The following is a 17793-nucleotide window of genomic DNA, read 5'->3' on the forward strand; positions in this document are numbered from 1 at the left end:
AGCCCTTGATGTCCACGTCGGTGCTGGCGGGCGTGCCCTCGCTGAAGCCGACCCGGTCGGCCAGCCGGTCCTCGGCGTACCCCGCCGCCAGCCGGCCCCGCACCACCCCTCGCGCGTCCCTTCCGCCGTCTGGACCCCGCACGTCTGGAGAGCCGAGCCCATGCGCACACCCCGCCCGCTGACGTACCTCCTCGGCGCCCTGCTCGGGGCGCTGCTGACCGTGGCCGGGGCGCTGCCCGGCGCGGGCCCCGCGCGGGCCGCGGACAACGGCAACTGGTCCGTCTACCCCACCCCCGCGGCGGGGCAGCAGGCCACCAGCCGGGCGTACTTCTTCCACCAGGGCGCGGCGGGCGGCACGGTCACCGACAGCGTGACCCTCACCAACTCCTCCGCGGCGCCGATCACCTTCCTGGTCTTCGCCACGGACGCGACCAACACCCCCGCGGGCGGCGCCTTCGCGCTGCTGCCGGTGGAGAAGAAGCCGAAGGACCTGGGCACCTGGATCACCCTGCCGCCGGAGGTCGCGGGCAAGCCGGTCACCGTGCCGCCCAAGGGGCGCCGGGACATCCCCTTCACCGTGCGGATACCCGAGGACGCGAACCCGGGTGACCACGTGGGCGGGATCGTGGCCCTGAACACCAGGGTCGAGGGCGTCAAGAAGGAGGGCAAGGTCCAGGTCGGCGTCCGCCGTTCCGTCGGCGCCCGCTTCTACCTGCGGGTTCCCGGACCGCTGACCGCCGCGCTGAGCGTGGAGGGCGTTTCGGTCAAGCGCGACGCCCCGCTGCTGCCGTGGAGCCGCAAGGCGCCCGCCACGATCTCGTACTCCCTGGTCAACCGGGGCAACGTGGTGCTCGACCCGCAGGTGGCGATGCGCGCCCAGGGCCTCTTCGGCCGCGAGGTGTTCAGCCGCAGGAACCGGGACCTGCACCTCGTCCTGCTGCCGGGCCAGCGGATCGACCTGACCGAGGCCTGGGCGGCCTCCCCCCAGCTGGACTGGGTCACCCTCAAGGTCACCGCGACGGCGGCGGACCACCCCGACGAGCGGCAGTCCGCCGAGACCGGCTTCCTCGCCGTCCCCTGGGCCGCCGCCGGCCTGCTCCTCCTCCTGGCCGGCGCCGGCCTCGCCACCTGGGTCCTGCACCGCCGCACCCGCCGCGCCACCACCACCCCCGAGCCCGAACCCCAGGACCTGGCGACGACGGGCTGAGGTCACACCCCCGCCCCGCCCCCGCCCGCGTACCCCGTCAGGCGGACGGCCGTGATGCCGCTGATGTAGCGGGCGCCGCAGCGGTCGGTGGGGACGACGAGCTGGCTGCCGACGGTGTCCAGCGGTATGCCGTCCAGGGAGGTGGCCAGCAGGACCGGGGCGCCGCCGAAGTCCTCGTCGACCTCCGCCCAGGACAGGACGGTGTGGTGGCCGTCCCGGCCGTCCACGCACAGGAGGTAGCGGGAGCGGTCCTTGCGGCGGGCCGCATCGAAGCCGGGGCCGGCCGCGGCCACCACCTCCCGCAGCAGGACCCCCTCGAAGACGTGGTGCTGGGGGCCGTTGGTCGCGCAGTCGAAGGTGACCGCCGCCCGGTGCACCGGCCACCCCGCCCGCAGCTCGGCCACGCCCAGGGTCAGCGGCCGGGACACCTCCCCGGACAGTACGAGCTCGTTGGTGCACGCCGTCGTGTCGAGTTGGCTCATGGAGCCAGGGTGCCCGCTGCCGGGGTTCCGGAACCGCAGATCGCATGAGAAGTGGCCAGTACCCCTCGCTGTTCTGAGGGTCCTACGAGAGATCTCCTCGCATCTGCTGGAGCTTCAGCCAGACCCGGTCGCGGGTGAGCGGCACTTCGGTGAAGCGCACCCCGGTCGCGTCCCGCAGGGCGTTCGCGAAGGCCGGCGCCACCGGGTTGAAGGGGCTCTCGCTCATCGACTTGGCGCCCAGCGGGCCGATCGCGTCCAGGGTCTCCATGAAGTGCACCTCGGTGCGCGGCACGTCGGCGTACTGCGGCAGCCGGTAGCGGCGGAAGGCCGCGGTGGTGACCTCCCCGCGCTCGTCCACCCGTACCGTCTCGAAGAGGGTGGCGCCCAGGGCCTGGGCCACCCCGCCCTCGACCTGGCCGGTGCACTGCATCGGGTTCATCACCTTGCCGGCGTCCGCCGCGTGCACGCTGCGCAGGATCCTCATCTCGCCGGTGTCCGGATCCACCGCGATCCGGAACCACTGCGCGTTGAAGGCCACCGAGCGGGGGCTGCCGCCCCAGTGGCCCTCGGCGCTGACCTCCGAGGCCCGGCCGCTCGCGTGCGCGGCCTCGTACAGCTCCTTGAGGGTGACCAGCCGGCCCGCGCAGTCGAAGGCCTCGGCGCCGAGCCGGCACAGGTGCCGGGCCACGCCGGTGTGCCGGGCGGCGAAGGTCTTCAGCCGTTCCGCGAGCGAGGTGGCCGCCAGCAGCACGGCCTTGCCGGCGACCACGGTGCCCGCGGAGCCGAAGGCGCCGGTGTCGTGCCGGACCACGTCGGTGTCGGACTGCCGGATCGCGATCCGGTCGGCGGTGGTGGCCAGCGCGCCCGCGGTGATCTGCTTGTGGACGGTGGTGGTGCCGTTGCCGAACTCCGCGGTGCCCACGGCGATGTCGTAGGTGCCGTCGGACAGCAGGCTGACCGTCGCGTCCGCGTAGTGCCCGCCGGGCGGGCCGGTGGCGATCATCGACATGGCGGTGCCCTGGCCGGTCAGCCAGCCGGGCGGGACCTGCTCGTGGCTGGTGTCCTCGGCGATCGCCCGGCGGACCACGGCCAGGCACTGGGCGAGGCCGTAGGAGGCGATGTGCAGGTCCTCCTCCTCGCCGATCGGGCTCAGCATGTGCTCGCCCGCGCCGATGATGTTCTTCTCCCGGAACACCAGCGGGTCCATGCCCAGCTGCCGGGCCAGCTCGTCCATCGCCGACTCCACGGCGAAGGTCACCTGGCCCAGCCCGTAGCCCCGGAAGGCGCCCGCGGGCACGGCGTTGGTGTAGACGGAGAAGGCGTCGACCTTCTTGTGCGGGGCGCGGTAGACCGCGAAGGACTCGCCGACGCTGTGGAACATCACCGCCGGGCCGTGGTTGCCGTACGCCCCGGTGTTGGACACCACCCGCATCTGGATCGCGGACAGCGTGCCGTCGGCCCGGGCGCCCGCCTTGATGGTGATGGTGAACGGGTGCCGGGTGGTGGCCCCGTAGAACTGCTCGGCGCGGGTGTACTCCAGCTTCACCGGCCGCCGCAGCTTCAGCGCGGCCAGCACCACGATGTCCTCGGTCAGCATCTCCTGCTTGCCGCCGAAGCCGCCGCCCACCCGGCCCGCGACCACCCGCACGTCCTCCTCGGGCAGCCCGTACAGCGCGCACAGCGCCCGCCGGGTCAGGAAGGGTGTCTGGGTGGAGGAGCGGACGGTGATCCGCTCGCCGGTGCCGTCCTCCCGGGGCTCGAAGTAGGCGACGCAGCCGTGGGTCTCGAGGCTGGCGTGCTGCACGCGCTGGGTGCGGTACGTCTCCTCGTGGATCACGGCGGCCTCGGCGAAGCCGGCGGCCACGTCCCCGATCTCGCCGTGCACCTCGCCCGCGACGTTGTCCTGTACGCGCGCGATCCGCTGGTCGGGGCCCTTGCCGGCGTGGATCACCGGGGCGCCCGGGGCCATCGCGGCCTCCGGGTCCAGGACGTACGGCAGTTCCTCGTACGTCACCACGATGCGGCGGCAGCCCTCCTCGGCGGCGCCCTCGCTGTCGGCGACCACCGCGGCCACCCGCTGGCCGACGTACCGCACCACGCTGTCCAGCACCCGGGTGTCGTCCGGGTCCTCGGTCGGGTGCTCGTGCCGGGCCGAGGAGTAGAGCACGTCCGGGGCGTCCTCGTGGGTGAGGACCGCGTGCACCCCGGGGACCTGGAGGGCGTCGGTGGTGTCGATCGCGGTGATCCGGGCGTGCGCGTGCGGGGAGCGCAGCAGCTTCATGTGGAGCAGGCCCGGGACGGCCACGTCGAAGGTGTAGCGGGCGGTGCCGGTGACCACCTGGGGGCCGGCCGGGGCGCCCAGGCTCCGGCCCACCGCCTCGCCCGCGCAGGGCCGTTCGACGTGCTTGACGCCGTTGACCGCGTCCTCGATCGCCCGGTAGCCGGTGCAGCGGCAGATGTTGCCCTTGAAGGCGCGCGGCAGGTCGTCGAGCTTGCCGTCGTCCCGGTCGGTGCCCCGCTCGGCCTCCAGGGCCGCGGTGGTCATCAGGAAGCCGGCCGTGCAGAAGCCGCACTGGAAGCCCTGCGCCTCGAGGAACTTGCGCTGGACGGGGTGGAGTTCGCCGCCGGGGTCGGCCAGCCCCTCCACGGTGGTGACCTGCCGGCCGGCCGCACGGACCGCCGGGTAGAGGCAGCTGTGCACCGGCTCGCCGTCCACGTGGACCGTGCAGGCCCCGCAGTCGCCCGCGTCGCAGCCCTTCTTCACCCCGAACCAGCCCCGCTCGCGCAGGTAGGTGCGCAGGCACTGGCCCGGGCGGGGCTCGGCGTCGAAGGGCCGTCGGTTGACCTCGATCTCGAAACTCATCGGGGGTCCTCCTCGGTCGGTGGGCGGCGGCCCGCGGGCGCCGTGAGCTCCTGGCGGATCTGCTCGGCCAGGTGGAAGGTCATGTGGCGGCGCCACTGCGGCAGGCCGTGGATGTCGTCGAACCAGGCGTCGTCCGGGACCGCCGAGGCCAGCGCCTCGCGCAGGGCCCGCCGGCCCGGCGGCGAGGGGAACCACAGCTTGTACGGGCGCACGGTGGCGGCGGTCACCGTCAGGTCGAGGGAGCCGTCCTGGGGGTCGAGGGAGCCGATCAGCAGGGCGCCCGAGCGGCCCAGGCCGTAGAGGGAGGCCTGCCGGAAGGCGGTCCGGCGGGTCAACGCCCGGCCGGGGAGGGTCACCGAGCGCAGCAGCTCGCCGGGGCGCAGGTCCTTCACGCCCGCGCCCAGGACGAAGTCCTGCACGGGCAGCCGGCGGACCGTGCCGTCCTGGCCGCGCAGCAGGCAGACCCCGTCCAGGGCGGCGGTCAGCGAGATCAGCGGACCGGCCGGAAGGCCGTTGCAGAGGTTCCCGCCGACGGTCGCCATGTTCCAGATCTTGAACGAGGCGAGGAAGGCGCGGCAGCACTGCGAGAAGAGCGGTGCGGCGGGCGCGGCACTGGCCCGGCCGTGCCGGTAGAGCTGCGCCACGGTGCAGGTCGCGGCGATCTCCAGCGAGCCGTCCGGGTGCTCCGTCAGCGGCGGCCAGCCCGTCCGGCCGAGGTCCACCAGCCGCCGGATCTGCGGCTGGGGCTCGGAGAAGAGGTACGTGCCGCCGGCGAGCCAGGCGTCACCCGGCCGCCAGGCCGGTCGCTGTCGGGCGTCGCATATGTCCGCCACGGTGTTGAGGTCCACGTCCTCAGTGAAACGCCGGGATGTGGCGTGAAACGACTGGTTTCCGCCACGGAAACACCCGAGCGGAACGGAGGTCTCTTGGTGAATCATCCAGTCAGGATTCACGCCAGGAACACTTGCATTTACGATGCGAATGCATGGATTCGCCTAGCGAATACGTGTTGTCGAGCGCACGGCCCGGCACAAGCAAGAGGAGCCGGAACATGCAGGTGGAGCATCTCCTTCAGGACGAGTCCCTGGGACTGAGGCTGCTGTGGGACGGGGACCGGACGGCGCTGGCCGCCGCGGCCCCGGCCGCCCGCGCCGGCCGCCCGGACCCGCACGGCCCGGCCGGGACGGCCTCCGGCCGGGGGCCCGGCCCGGACCGGCCGCTGGCCCGGGAGGTCAGCGGGGTCACCGCCACCGACCTGGAGGACCCCGCGCGCTTCCTGCGCCCCGGCGAGGTGGTGCTGACCGGCCTGGTGTGGTGGACGCCCGAGGGCGGCCGGGCGCAGGCGGACCGGTTCGTCGCCGCGCTGTGCGCGGCGGGTGCGGCGGCCCTGCTCGCGGGGGAGGAGACGCACGGAGCCGTCCCCGAGGAGATCACCGAGGCCTGCCGGGCGGAGGGCATGGTGCTGATCGCCGTCCCCGCGCACATCAGCTTCCGGGCCGTCACCGACGCCGTGTACCTGCGGCAGTGGAGCGAACTGAGCCGGCACCCGGACCGCTCGCCCGCCCTGCCGGCCGGGGTGCGCGACACGCTGCACCGGCTGGTGGCCGCCGGCGCGCCGCCCGGCGAACTGCTGGCCACCGCCTTCGCCCACCTCTCCGGACCGCCGGCCTCCCTGGTGACCGCGGCCGGCCGGGTGATCGCCCGGACCGGCCCGGCGGTACCGGGGCAGTCCGGCGGGGCGGCCGCGGAGACCGGGCGGGCCGCCGGTCCCGGCCGCGGCGCCGGCCCGCTCGGCACCGCCGACCCCGGGCTGGTGCTGCGGGTGGACTCGGGCGGCTCGGCCTACGACACCTGGCACCTGCACCTGGCCGAGGCCGACCGGGTGCCGCCCCGGGTGCTCAGCGAGATCGTCGAGCTGCTGGCGCAGCGCCAGGAGGCCTGGGTGCGCGAGCGCCGGTCCCGGCGCCCGGCCGCCGACGCGCTGGCCGCGGTGGTCGCCGGCTCGGCCGGCGGCGCGGTCGCCCTCGACGGGGCCCTGCGGGCCTGCGCGCTGCCCGGCGAGGGCCGCTACCTGGTCCTGGCCGCCACCGCGTCCGGATCGGACGGGGACCCCGGCGAGACCGCGGCCGACGCCCTCGCCGAGGCCCTGGCCGCGGTCGCCCCGGCCGGCTGGGCGGTGGGCCGGGCCGGCGGCGGCGAGGCCGTCGGCATCCTCGAACTCCCGGCGGAGGCCGCCGCGGAGGGGGCCGACGAGCGGTCCCCGGAGCGGTCGGGCGCGGCGCGGCCGGAGGCGGGCCGCGCCCCGTCGGCCGGGCGCCCCGCCGCCGGCGCGGGACGGCCGGCGCCCGGGCCCGGCGGCCGGCCGGACGGCGAGGTCCCGGGGCTGCCCGGGCTGGCCCGGGTCTGGCGGGAGCTGGCCGACTGCGACCCGGCGGCGGTCCTGCACGCCGGGATCGGCCGGCCGGTCGCCGCGGCGGGCCTGTACGGGGCGCTGGACCAGGCCCGGTTCGCGCTGACCTCGGCCCGCGCGAGCTCGCCGCTGGCCGGCCGGATCGCCAGTACCGACGAACTCGACGGCCTGGGCGCCCTCTTGAGCGGGGTCCCGGCCGAGGTCCGGGAGGTCTACCGGACCCGGACCCTCGGCCCGCTGCTGGAGGCGGACAACGCCTCGGCCGACACCCTGCTCCAGACCCTGGTGGCCTTCCTCGACCACCACGGCTCCTGGGCCCGCACCGCCGAGACCCTGCACCTGCACGTGAACACCGTCCACTACCGGATCCAGCGCATCGAGGCGCTGACCGGCCGGGACCTCTCCCGCCTCGACGACCGGCTGGACCTGCTGGCGGCCCTGCTCTGCCGGTAGCCGGTGGCCGCCGGCCGGGCAGAGCAGGACCGGGCGGTCCGTCAGACGGCGACCGGCACCCGGGCCGCCGCCGGCTCGGCGGCCGGCGCCGCGAGCGGCCGCCGGACCGGCGGCGCCTCCGCGTCCGTCAGCAGCGCGACCAGCGAGGTGCGGGCCCGGGCGACCCGGGAGCGCACGGTGCCGACCGGGCAGCCGATGGCCTGGGCCGCCTCGGCGTACGGCAGTCCCAGCAGCTGCGTCAGCACGAACGCCTCGCGCCGCTCGGCCGGGATCGAGGCCAGCAGCTCCGCCAGGGCGATCCCGTCGTCGAAGCCGGGTACGTGGTGCGGCTGGGTCTGCTCGGCCGCGCTCTCCCAGTCGCTGCGGTCCGCCAGCCGGGGCCGGGCGGCCGCGTGCCGGAGGCTGTCCACCACGGTGCGCCGGGCTATGGACAGCAGCCAGGTCCGGGCCGAGGACCGGCCCTCGAAGCGGGACAGCGCGCCCAGCGCCCGCAGGAACACCTCCTGGGTGAGGTCGTCGGCCGCCTGCGGGTCGGCGCTCAGGTACGCCACGTACCGCCAGACGTCCCGGTGCAGGGCCCGGACGAAGCGGTCGGTCTTGGCGGGTTCGCCGTCCCGCGCCGCGAGCGCCAGCCGGGTGGCCACCGCGTCGTCGGCGGCGGAGTACCGGGGGGCCGGCCGGGTACGGGCCGCCGGGCGCGCGGCCGGGTACGGCGCGGGGCCGGCGGGGGTGCTCGGGGCAGGGGTGTGCAGGGCAGGGGTCATCGCCACGGGTCCTCACGGAGCAGGAGGGATCCGGCCGCCCGCACGCGGGGGCGGCGGCCGGTGATGGGGAGTACGGCGCCCGCCGGAGGGCAGGGCCGATGCCCGGAGGTGCGGCCGGGAGGACCGCAGCGCCGGGGAGCCGGCTGTCAGACGACAGCGGTCCCGACGGGCGGACCCCTGGTGGTGAGGGCGTGCGAGAGGAGCAGCAGGCGCGGTGCGCGCGCGGACCGGGCCCGGCGCAGCCGCGGCCGGGGCAGGTACGGCAGCGCCCCGAGCGCGCCCGGCAGCCGCAGCGGTACGTGCAGCAGGGCCGCCAGGGCCCGCAGGACGCGGAAGGCGCCGCGCTCGCCGTGCGCCAGCCACCACCCGCAGAGCAGGGCGGCGAGCAGGTGCCCGGCCAGCATCCCGGCCGTCATGCCCCCGGCCATGCCGCCCATGCCGTCCATGCCGGGCATGGCGGCCATCGGGTGGGGCCCGGCCGGGGCGGCGCCGAGGCCGTCGACGAGCGCGTGCAGGCTGTGCAGGTCGTGGGCGCTCGGCGGCGCCGGCCGGGTCCCGGGCAGCGGGTGGGCCAGGTGGTGGTGGCCCGCCATGAGCGGCGCCCGGACCGCACCGGTGGCGGCCGGTGCGGCGGTCGCGGCGGCGTCCTGCGCCGCGGAGAAGAGGGTGTGCAGGGTGCTCTGCACGAGCACCGCGGCCGTGACCACCCCCAGCGGCCCGCGCTCCCGGCCGGCCAGGACCCAGGCCCCGGCGGCGGTGGCGCAGAACGCGACGGCCAGCGCCCACCAGGGCACGCCCGTACCGGACATGACCGCGTGCGCGGTGGCGGAGAGCATGACACAGACGGCTGCGAACATCGCAGCGCGTGCGGCTCGTGAACATCGGCCCGGTGTCATCGCGGGGCCATCCTCGCACCGCCGCCCGGCGATTCGAATGCCCCGGATGCATTCCGGACAGCCTCTCGACCGGCCTCCGAGCCGCCCCTCCCGGGTGTGTCCCAGCACACAGCGGATCCGCGGGAACTCCCGTGCCCCGCGCGCCGACTGACTGCCCGACGGGCGGCTCGGGCCGACCGCCGCCACCCCCGCTCCCGGAGGAAGGAACCCCGTGCCGGACCCGTACCCGACCCGCACCCCGGCCGCGCCGGCCGGCGCGGCGACCACCGGCGCGACCCCGGCCCCGGCCGGGCCGGGCGGTGGCGCGGGGCGGCCCGCCCCCGGGCGGTGGCTGACCGTGCTGCTCACCTCCGCCATGGCCTTCTCCATGCTCCAGCTCTTCCTCCTGGGGGCCCTGGGCCCGCGGATCGTGACCGCCCTGGACATCTCCGAGCCGGTGCTGGGCCTGACCACCACCATCGGCTTCGGCTCGGCCGCCCTGCTCTCCCCGCTCGGCGGCCGGATCGTCGACCGGGTCGGCCCGCGCCGCTCGATCACGCTCCTGCTGGCCGTCTCGGCGGTGGCGCTCGCCCTGATCGGCGCCGCGCCCGGGGCCGGACTCCTGCTCGCCGCGGTCGCGTTGGGCGGGGTGCCGCAGGCGCTGGCCAACCCGGCCACCAACAAGGCGATCCTGGCCTCGGTGGCCGCCGACCGGCGCGGCGCGGTGACCGGGGCCAAGCAGTCCGGCGTCCAACTGGGCGCCTTCGCCGCCGGGTTGCCGCTGGCGCTGCTGGCCGCCGGACTCGGCTGGCGGGCGGCGGTCTGGACGGCCGCCGGAGCCGCCCTGCTCGCCGCGCTCTGGGCCCGGCGGGCGCTGCCCGCCGATCCGCCGGCCCCGGCCGCCGGGGCCGGTCCGGCCGGGCGGCCGGCCGGCGGGCCGGTGCCCTGGCTGGCGGCCTTCTCGCTCTTCCTGGGGGCCGGAATCGCCTCGGTCAACACGTACTTGGCGCTCTTCGGCACCGACCGGCTCGGCCTCGGCCCCACGGTGGCCGGGGCGCTGGTCGCGGTCCTGGGCGTGGCGGGCGTCGGCGGCCGGATCGGCTGGTCCCGGGCCGCCCGGCCCGGGCGCGCCGAGTGGCTGCCGGGCGCCCTGGCGGCCGGTGCGGTGGGCGCGGCGCTGCTGCTCGCGGGTGCCGTGGCCGTGCACCCCCTGGTGTGGGCGGCGGCCGTGGCGGCCGGGGTCTTCGCGGTCTCCGGCAACGCCGTCTCGATGGTGCTGGTGATGCAGCGGGCCGCGCCCGGCCGGGCCGGGCAGGACTCCGCCCTGGTCGCCGCGGGCTTCTTCGCCGGTTTCGCCGTCGGGCCCCCGCTCTTCGGCCTCCTCGCCCAGCACGGCCGGTACGCCGCCGGCTGGCTGGTGGTGGCCGCGGAGTTCGCCGTCGCCGCGCTGGTCGCCACGGTCTGGGCCCGGCGCGACCGGCGGACCGCGCGGAGCGCCCGGTGACCGCCCGGCAGCCGGGGGAGCCGGTGGTGGCGGCCGGCGGCCCGGACCGCGCCCCCGACTGGGCGCGGGAGGCGCTGGAGCTCGTGCTGGCGAGGGTCGCCGGGACGGCGGCCGAGGTGGGGACGCGGTTCCCGCTGTACGCGGAGCCCGGGGACGGGCGGTGGACCAGCACCGGCCGCGGCTCCTGGACCGGCGGCTTCTGGGCCGGGCTGCTGTGGCTGCGGGCCCGGCACACCGGCCGTCCGGCGGACGCGGCGGCGGCCCGGGCGGCCACCGCCCGCCTGGCCCCCTGGGCGGCGGCCGACACCGCGGCCCGGGGCCTGATCCTCTGGTACGGCACGGCCCTGGCCCCGGCCGGCGACGGGCCCGCCCGTGCGCTGCGGGAACGGGCCGCGCGGGCCGCCCTGGCGGACTTCGACCCGGAGCTCGGGGCGGTGCCCTGGGGCGCGGCCCTCGGCGGGCCCCGGCTGCTGGCCCGGGTGGACGGGGTGCCGGGGCTGGTCCCGCTGCTGGCCTCGGCGGGCCCCGCGGGTGCGGCGGCGGGCGCCGCGCACCTGGCGCGGCACCTGGCGCTGTGCAACCCGGCCGGCGCCGAACGCCCCGTACCGGCCTGGCAGTTCACCACCTCGGGCTGGTGCCCGCTGCAGGAACCGGCCGCCGGCTGGGCCCGCGGCGAGGCCTGGCTCCTGCTCGCCCTCGCGGACGCGTCGCTGCGGTCCGTCCGTGAGGGGCCGACCGCCACCGGGACGGACTCCAGGGTGGAGGCCCGCACACCCGTCCCGGTGGCGGATCGGGAACCGGATTCCCCGGCCGCCTGCTCGCCGCCCGCCCTGCGGGCGGAGACCGAGCGCCTGCTCCGGCACGGCCCGCTCCTCGCCGGACCGCCCGTCCCGCCCGCCGACGCCGGCCGCCCGGACGGCCCCCCGGACACCTCCGCCGCCGCGATCGCCGCGCTGGCCCTGCTGAAGCTGGCGCGGGTACCGGGCCCCCGGGCGCGGGAGTACCGCGGCCGGGCCGAAGCGGTGCTGCACCGCCTGGTCTCGCACCACCTGACCACCGGGTCCGACGGCCGCCCGCCCGGCATGCTCCTGGACGGCTGCTACGACGCGGCCACCGGCACCGCCCCCCGCCACGAACTCGTCTGGGGCACCTTCTTCCTGGCCCTCGCCCTGGCCGTCCGCACCGGCCTGGCCGACGCGGCGGAGGCCTGACCCGGCGAGCAGAGCGTGCCGGGGCGCCCGCCGCTGCTGCGTTCGGGTGCACGTGGCGGCGTCACCGGCCGTCCGGCTCCGGCCGTTCCGCCACGATGGCAGGCGGGCCGGCCCCGGCCCGCTCCCCGCCACCGCCGGAGACACCATGGCCGCACCGCCGGACCCGCCACCGGAGGCAGCCGCCCCGGACCCGTCGGCGGGCCGCCCCCGCCGCTCCCGGGCCTCGCTGCTGCCGGTCCTGCTGCCCATCGCCCTGCTGATCGTGGTGGCGGTGGCCGTGGGCTCCTGGCTGCAGTTCGCCGAGCGGGAAGCGGTGGACACCGTCCACACCGTCGGGTCGGGGGCGCCCGACCGGGTGGACGTGGAGGCCGCTGTCCAGCGCGTCGACGCCACCGCCCGCGAGCTGCTGCTGCGCGTCTGGGTGACCCCGCGCGGGCGGCTGGGCGAGGCGGACGGGGGAGCGCCGGTGGCCGACCTCACCCTCCAGACCTCCGGATCCACCCTCGGCGACCTGGAGTTCGCCGCGCAGGAACGGATCGCGACCCGGGACGTGAAGGTCGCGATCTCCGGCGGCTCGGTCAGCGACTACCCCTTCGACACGTACCGGACCGACATCGCCTTCCGGGCGCAACTGGGCGGCAGGCAGGTGCCGGTGCGCCTGCTGTTCTCCAACAACGACACCCTCTTCGCCGTCTCCGCGGAACCGGCGCCCGCCGGCCAGGACGGCATCGTGGCCGTGTCCGTGGACCGGTCGGGCAGCCTGCTCGTCTTCGCGGTCTTCATGATGGTCGTGATGTGGGCGCTGGCGGCGGCCGTGCTGCTCGGCTCCTGGTACCTGACGACCCGCGGCGAGGGCCTGGTCTGGCCCGCGCTGTCGTGGATGGCCGCGACGCTCTTCGCCCTCGCGGCCTTCCGCAACACCGCCCCCGGCTCGCCCCCGATCGGCTGCGTGCTGGACTGGTGCGCCTTCCTGTGGGCCGAGACCGTGATCGCCCTCTGCCTCACCGTGGTGGTCGTCACCGGCGTCCGTAGCATCCTCCGCCGGGCCGAGGAGCCGGAGGAGCCCTTGGAGCAGACGGCCTAGTCCTCCATCGGGTGGCCGCCCAGGACCCGGCGGGCCACGGACGTGATGTGCAGTTCGTCCGGGCCGTCGAGGATCCGGGCCGCGCGGGCGGTGCGGAACAGCGCCGGCAGGGCGGTGTCCGGGCCCAGCCCCGCCGCGCCGTGGATCTGGATGGCGGAGTCCGTGACCCGCTCCAGGGCCCGGGCCGCGGCCACCTTCGCCAGCCCGACCTCCACCCGCGCGTCCCGGCCCGCCGCGATCAGCGCGACCGCCTCGTGGACCAGCGGCCGGGTGGTCCGCAGCGCGAGCAGGGCCTCGAAGACGTGCTGCTGGACCAGTTGGTGGCCGGCCAGCGGGCGGCGCGCGTCCCGCCACGCCGAGGCCCGCTCGCACATCAGGTCGTACGCCCGCTGGGCCTGGCCCAGCCACCGCAACGCCCGCAGCGTCCGGCCCAGTTGCAGCCGGTCGCTCGCCACCCGCAGCGCCCCGCCGACCTGGCCCACCAGGTGGTCGGCCGGCACCTCGACCCCGTCCAGCTCGATCTCGTACTGTCCGGACGCCCCCAGCACCGGCAGGTCCCGCACCACCCGGAAGCCGGGCGCGTCGGTGCGCACCAGCATCAGCGAGAGCCCGTCCCGGTCGCCGGGCCGGCCGTCGGTCCGGGCCAGCACGGTCACCAGGTCGGACTGGGCCGCCCCGGAGATGAACCACTTGCGGCCGGTGACCTTCCAGCCGCCGTTGCGCTGCTTCTCGGCCCGGGTGGCGGTGCCGAAGGGGTCGGTACCGGGCACCCCCGGCTCCGTCATGGCGTAACAGGTCCGCAGCTCACCCGAGACCAGCCGCTTCAGGTAGGCCTCCTGGACCTCCTCGGAGGCGTGCTGGGCGAGCATCGTGACGTCGAGCAGCGGCGCCGAGCCCACCGCGGACGGGCCGTGGTCGCTGGCCCCCTCCGCCTCGGCGATGGCCGCGTACGCCGTCAACGACAGCCCGCCGCCGCCCAGTTCGGCGGGGAGCGGCAGCGCCCACAGGCCCCTGGTCCGGGCCTCCTCGCGCAGGGTGCGCAGCACCTCGGCGGCGGCCGGGCCGCCCGCGTCCAGGACCGGTTCGTGCGGCATCACCCGCCGCCGGACGAAGCCCGCCACGCCCTCCAGCAGGCCGTCGGCGTCCTCGCCGCGGCCCCCGCCCGCGACGCCCCCGGCGCCGTCGGTCCCACCGGTGTCCCGGAGGTCTTCCGCCCCGGCCCCGTGCTCTGCCATGCCCTGACCCTCCACCGCTCTTCTCCGCTCTTCCCGGGAACCCGCGAGTACGCCCGTCCGACTGTCTGTCTCGGAACCAGTCGGGCGGGCCCGCCCCCCGGTTCCCGCTCACGGACAAACCCCCAGGCGGCGGCCATCGCCGCGCCAGGAGAGGAGAGGCATGGCGTCACCGGCGACCACGCAGACGATCCGGCCGCTCGACACACTGCGCTTCGACACCGGAGGACCGGCGCCGCTCACCCGGGTCGCGGCCGACCACCTCCGGCGGCTCGGAGCCCGACAGAATCATTTCGGCCACGACATGAGCACCCCTAACGGGCGGCTTGAGCTGACCGGCGCCGGCTTCGAGCCCGCGGCCGCCCTGATCAGCTGGGGAAGACCCGGTTCCGGGATCCGGGACGAGGCCACCGCCCAGGCGGCCACCGGCATCATGGCCGTCCACGGCCGCCGGGACGGGGTCCCCAGGGCCCTGGCGCTCGACTACGCGGCCACCGCCGCCGGCGTGCTGGCCGTCCAGGGGTTGCTGGCCCGGCTGATCGGCCAGGCCCGCGGGGCCGCCCCGGTCACCGGCGGGGCGTGCGCCGTCGGCGCCGACCGGGCCGGGCTGCTGACCGTCTCCCAGTACCTCGCCGCGGCCGGCGCCGACGAGGGCGAGGCCGCGGAGATCGCCCCCGGCGGCCCGCCGTTCACCAGCGCCGAGGGGCTGCTCTTCGAGCTGGAGACCCTGGACCCGGGTGCCTGGGCCGCCTTCTGGCGCGCCCTGGACGCCCCCGCGGACGCGGTCCGGGCCGGCTGGCTGCCCTTCCAGTTCCGGTACGCCACCGCCTGCGCGCCCTTCCCGGCCGCCCTGCACGAGGTGACCCGGGCCCTGCCGCTGGACCTGGTACGCCGGGCCGCCGAGCACGCCGGGGCGCAGGTGTGCGTGCTGCGCCCGCTGGCCGACCGGGCTGCGGAGTGGGCCGCGGAGACGGGCGCCGGCCCTGACGGGGCCACCGGCCCCGACCCGTGGTCCTTCACCCCGCTGGCCCCGCCCGGCGCCGCCGCCTTCCCGGGCGCGGCCGCCGTCCTGCCCCGGTCCCGCCCGCTGGCCGGGCTGACCGTGCTGGAGGCCGGCCGCCGGGTCCAGGCCCCGCTGGCCGCCGCGCTGCTCGGCCTGCTCGGCGCCGACGTCATCCGGATCGAGCCGCCGGGCGGCGACCCGCTGCGCGGCATGCCGCCGGCCTGTTCGGGGGTCTCCGCCCGCTGGCTGGCCCTCAACCGCGGCAAGAGCGCCGTGGAGATCGACATCAAGGCCCCGGACGGCCGCCGCCGGCTGCGCGAACTGGCCGCGGAAGCCGATGTGTTCCTGCACAACTGGGCCCCGGGCAAGGCCGCCGAACTGGGCCTGGACGCCGCCGACCTGGCCGCCGTCAACCCGGCGCTGGTCTACGCGTACACCGGCGGCTGGGCGGACCGGCTGCCGGACGCGCCCATGGGCACGGACTTCATGGTCCAGGCCCGCACCGGCACCGGCGAGGCGGTCCGCCCGGCCGACGAGCCGCCCGCGCCCTCCCTGATGACCCTGCTCGACGTACTCGGCGGGCTGCACGGCACCGAGGCCGTACTGGCCGGGCTGCTGCTGCGCGAACGCACCGGGTCCGGGGTCCGGGTGGACTCCTCGCTGCTCGGCGCGGCCGACACGCTCACCGCCCCCGCGATGGAACGCGCCCTGCGCGGCGCCGACCCGCGCCGCCCGGCCGGCTTCCGGCGCCCGCTGCGCACCCTCGACGGCTGGCTGGCCGCCACCGACGAACACGCCGCCGAGGCGGCCTCGTACGACCTGACCGGGCTGCCCTCGGCGGAAGCCCTCGCCCTGCTGCGGGGCCACGGCCTGGCCGCCACCCGGGTGACCACCGACCTGACCGGACTGCACCACGACGCGCGGTTCGGCGGCGCCATCGGCCGCGACGCGCACGGCGCCCCCGCCGTCCCCGACCCCTGGAGCTTCGTATGACCGTCGAGCTGCACGACCTGCTGCCCGCCGCCCTCCGCCGCTCCTGGGCGGTCGACGGCACCTGCCCCGACCTGGACCTCTACAGCCTCTTCCGGGCCCGCCAGATCGCCGACCTGCACCGCACCGCGGTCCTCGACGACAAGGGCAAGCTCTGCTATACCGCCCTGGACCGCAAGGTGCGATGTCTGGCCGCCGGGCTCAGAGCGCTCGGCATCGGACCCGGCGACGTGGTCGGCGTGCAACTCCCCAACAACCGCCACGCCGTCATGGCCGACCTGGCGCTGGCCGCCCTCGGCGCGGTCGTGCTGCCCTTCCCCGTCGGCCGGGGCGGCCGGGAGGCGGAGTCCCTGCTGCGGCGGGCCGAGGCGGTGGCGGTGATCGCGGCCGTCGAGCACCGCGGCCACCGGCACGCCGAGGGGCTGTCGGCGCTCGCCGAAGGCCTGCCGGCCCTGCGGCACGTGATCGCGGCCGGCCCGGGCACCGCCCCCGAGGGCACCCTCGCGCTCTCCGCCCTGCTGCGCACCGACCCGGCGACCTTCGTGCCGTACCGGCCCGACCCGGACGGCGCGGCCCGGATCCTGGTCTCCTCGGGCTCCGAGGCGGAGCCCAAGATGATCGCCTACTCGCACAACGCCCTGGCCGGCGGCCGCGGCAACATGCTCGCCGCGCTGCTGCCGGACGGCACCCCGCCGCGCACCCTCTTCCTGGTGCCGCTGGGCTCGGCCTTCGGCTCCAGCGGGACCGCCGTCACCCTCGCCCGGCACGGCGGCACCCTCGTCCTGACCGACCACTTCAGCCCGGACGCGGCCCTGGCGGCGGTCCGCGAGCACCGGCCCACGCACATCATGGGCGTCCCCACCATGATCCGGATGATGCTGGAGCGCCTGGAGGGGCCCGGGCAGGAACCGCTGCCCGCGCCGACCGCGCTGGTGCTCGGCGGCGCCCCGCTCGACGAGGACACCGCGGCCGCGGCCGCCGCCGCCTTCGGCTGCCCGGTGGTCAACCTGTACGGCTCGGCAGACGGGGTCAACTGCCACACCGGCCTGGACCACCCCGTCCCGCCGGCCGACGGCCGGGGGGTGGTGGCCGGCCGCCCGGACCCGCGGGTGACCGAGATCCGGATCGCCGACCCCGGCACCCACGCCGCACTCCCGGACGGGGAGACCGGCGAGATCCTGTCCCGGGGCCCGATGACCCCGCTGTGCTACGTCGGTTCGCCGGAGCTCGACGCCCGCTACCGGACCCGGGAGGGCTGGGTGCGCACCGGCGACCTCGGCTACCTCGACGCGGCGGGCGTCCTGCACGTGGTCGGCCGGCTCAAGGACATCGTGATCCGCGGCGGGGCGAACATCAGCCCCGCCGAGGTGGAACGCGAACTGGCCCGGCACCCCGCCGTCCGCGACGTGGTGTGCGTCGGCGTCCCCTGCCCGCTGATGGGCGAACGCCTGGCGGCCTGCGTGGTGCCGCGGGGGACCGCCCCGACCCTCGAGGAGCTGTCCGGCCACCTGACGGGCCGCGGCCTGGACCGCCCCAGGCACCCGGAACTCCTGCTGGTCCTCGACCGGTTGCCCCTGACGGCGGCGGGCAAGCCGGACCGCGCCGCCCTGCGGGCGCGGGCGGCACGGCAGGTCCCGGCCGAGGCCGGGCTGGTGCCCGCCGGCGCCTGAGGCGGGACGGCGCGGAGGGGGTGGGCGCGCGCGGTGCGTGCCCAC

The 17793-nt window shown here is 77.1% G+C and carries 13 protein-coding genes; 7 read left to right on the top strand and 6 right to left on the bottom strand.

Going from position 1 to position 17793, the window contains the following annotated elements; genetic code table 11:
- The first annotated feature begins 160 nt into the window (after nt 1-160).
- Nucleotides 161-1207: a DUF916 domain-containing protein gene (locus AB0O40_RS05395; RefSeq protein ID WP_365035857.1), complete on the top strand. Its 1047-nt coding sequence runs from the start codon at nt 161-163 to the stop codon at nt 1205-1207.
- 2 nt (nt 1208-1209) lie between these two features.
- Here the strand turns inward: AB0O40_RS05395 and AB0O40_RS05400 are convergent, their stop codons facing one another.
- The 3 genes from AB0O40_RS05400 to AB0O40_RS05410 form a co-directional block, all read right to left on the bottom strand.
- Nucleotides 1210-1689, bottom strand: a complete 480-nt coding sequence (locus tag AB0O40_RS05400; protein ID WP_365035858.1) for a molybdopterin-dependent oxidoreductase — start codon at nt 1687-1689, stop codon at nt 1210-1212.
- Nucleotides 1690-1771: 82 nt separating this feature from the next.
- Complete coding sequence (locus tag AB0O40_RS05405) at nt 1772-4552, bottom strand: molybdopterin-dependent oxidoreductase (protein WP_365035860.1); 2781 nt, start codon at nt 4550-4552, stop codon at nt 1772-1774.
- The gene (locus AB0O40_RS05410) at nt 4549-5400 is read right to left on the bottom strand and encodes an FAD binding domain-containing protein (RefSeq protein ID WP_365035863.1); all 852 of its coding nucleotides are present in this window, start codon (nt 5398-5400) and stop codon (nt 4549-4551) included. Before AB0O40_RS05410 ends, AB0O40_RS05405 begins: the two co-directional genes overlap by 4 nt.
- Before the next feature lie 203 nt (nt 5401-5603).
- Here AB0O40_RS05410 and AB0O40_RS05415 point away from each other — a divergent pair, with 203 nt between their 5' ends.
- The gene (locus AB0O40_RS05415) at nt 5604-7415 is read left to right on the top strand and encodes a helix-turn-helix domain-containing protein (RefSeq protein ID WP_365035865.1); all 1812 of its coding nucleotides are present in this window, start codon (nt 5604-5606) and stop codon (nt 7413-7415) included.
- A gap of 41 nt (nt 7416-7456) precedes the next feature.
- Here the strand turns inward: AB0O40_RS05415 and AB0O40_RS05420 are convergent, their stop codons facing one another.
- Both AB0O40_RS05420 and AB0O40_RS05425 read right to left on the bottom strand, forming a co-directional pair.
- Nucleotides 7457-8179: a sigma-70 family RNA polymerase sigma factor gene (locus AB0O40_RS05420; protein ID WP_365035866.1), complete on the bottom strand. Its 723-nt coding sequence runs from the start codon at nt 8177-8179 to the stop codon at nt 7457-7459.
- A gap of 146 nt (nt 8180-8325) precedes the next feature.
- Complete coding sequence (locus tag AB0O40_RS05425; protein ID WP_365035868.1) at nt 8326-9015, bottom strand: hypothetical protein; 690 nt, start codon at nt 9013-9015, stop codon at nt 8326-8328.
- Nucleotides 9016-9406: 391 nt separating this feature from the next.
- Between AB0O40_RS05425 and AB0O40_RS05430 the strand changes: the two genes are divergently transcribed.
- From AB0O40_RS05430 to AB0O40_RS05440, 3 genes are all read left to right on the top strand, one after another.
- Entirely contained in the window at nt 9407-10558 is a 1152-nt protein-coding gene (locus tag AB0O40_RS05430) for an MFS transporter (RefSeq protein ID WP_365035951.1), read from the top strand.
- Nucleotides 10555-11769 carry a sugar ABC transporter permease gene (locus AB0O40_RS05435; protein WP_365035870.1) on the top strand — a complete coding sequence of 405 codons (1215 nt, stop codon included), beginning with the start codon at nt 10555-10557 and terminating at the stop codon, nt 11767-11769. Before AB0O40_RS05430 ends, AB0O40_RS05435 begins: the two co-directional genes overlap by 4 nt.
- 145 nt (nt 11770-11914) lie before the next feature.
- Complete coding sequence (locus tag AB0O40_RS05440; protein WP_365035871.1) at nt 11915-12853, top strand: DUF4436 family protein; 939 nt, start codon at nt 11915-11917, stop codon at nt 12851-12853.
- On the opposite strand, the gene AB0O40_RS05445 is transcribed toward AB0O40_RS05440, so the two are convergent.
- Nucleotides 12850-14088 carry an acyl-CoA dehydrogenase family protein gene (locus tag AB0O40_RS05445; RefSeq protein WP_365035873.1) on the bottom strand — a complete coding sequence of 413 codons (1239 nt, stop codon included), beginning with the start codon at nt 14086-14088 and terminating at the stop codon, nt 12850-12852. The two genes, AB0O40_RS05440 and AB0O40_RS05445, sit on opposite strands and share 4 nt — an antisense overlap.
- 160 nt (nt 14089-14248) lie before the next feature.
- On the opposite strand from AB0O40_RS05445, the gene AB0O40_RS05450 reads away from it, so the two are divergent.
- Nucleotides 14249-16081 carry a CoA transferase gene (locus AB0O40_RS05450; protein ID WP_365035875.1) on the top strand — a complete coding sequence of 611 codons (1833 nt, stop codon included), beginning with the start codon at nt 14249-14251 and terminating at the stop codon, nt 16079-16081.
- Nucleotides 16078-17748: a class I adenylate-forming enzyme family protein gene (locus AB0O40_RS05455; RefSeq protein WP_365035878.1), complete on the top strand. Its 1671-nt coding sequence runs from the start codon at nt 16078-16080 to the stop codon at nt 17746-17748. Before AB0O40_RS05450 ends, AB0O40_RS05455 begins: the two co-directional genes overlap by 4 nt.
- The last annotated feature ends 45 nt before the right edge of the window (nt 17749-17793 follow it).

Source organism: Streptomyces sp. NPDC089919, from assembly GCF_040684615.1.
Classification (GTDB): Bacteria; Actinomycetota; Actinomycetes; order Streptomycetales; family Streptomycetaceae; genus Streptomyces.

Excerpts from the sequence above, each read along its gene's own strand:
- AB0O40_RS05395 (WP_365035857.1), top strand. The coding sequence starts at position 161 with ATGCGCACACCCCGCCCGCTGACGTACCTCCTCGGCGCCCTGCTCGGG.
- AB0O40_RS05400 (WP_365035858.1), bottom strand. The coding sequence starts at position 1,689 with ATGAGCCAACTCGACACGACGGCGTGCACCAACGAGCTCGTACTGTCC.
- AB0O40_RS05405 (WP_365035860.1), bottom strand. The coding sequence starts at position 4,552 with ATGAGTTTCGAGATCGAGGTCAACCGACGGCCCTTCGACGCCGAGCCC.
- AB0O40_RS05415 (WP_365035865.1), top strand. The coding sequence starts at position 5,604 with ATGCAGGTGGAGCATCTCCTTCAGGACGAGTCCCTGGGACTGAGGCTG.
- AB0O40_RS05420 (WP_365035866.1), bottom strand. The coding sequence starts at position 8,179 with ATGACCCCTGCCCTGCACACCCCTGCCCCGAGCACCCCCGCCGGCCCC.
- AB0O40_RS05425 (WP_365035868.1), bottom strand. The coding sequence starts at position 9,015 with ATGCTCTCCGCCACCGCGCACGCGGTCATGTCCGGTACGGGCGTGCCC.
- AB0O40_RS05440 (WP_365035871.1), top strand. The coding sequence starts at position 11,915 with ATGGCCGCACCGCCGGACCCGCCACCGGAGGCAGCCGCCCCGGACCCG.
- AB0O40_RS05445 (WP_365035873.1), bottom strand. The coding sequence starts at position 14,088 with ATGGCAGAGCACGGGGCCGGGGCGGAAGACCTCCGGGACACCGGTGGG.
- AB0O40_RS05450 (WP_365035875.1), top strand. The coding sequence starts at position 14,249 with ATGGCGTCACCGGCGACCACGCAGACGATCCGGCCGCTCGACACACTG.
- AB0O40_RS05455 (WP_365035878.1), top strand. The coding sequence starts at position 16,078 with ATGACCGTCGAGCTGCACGACCTGCTGCCCGCCGCCCTCCGCCGCTCC.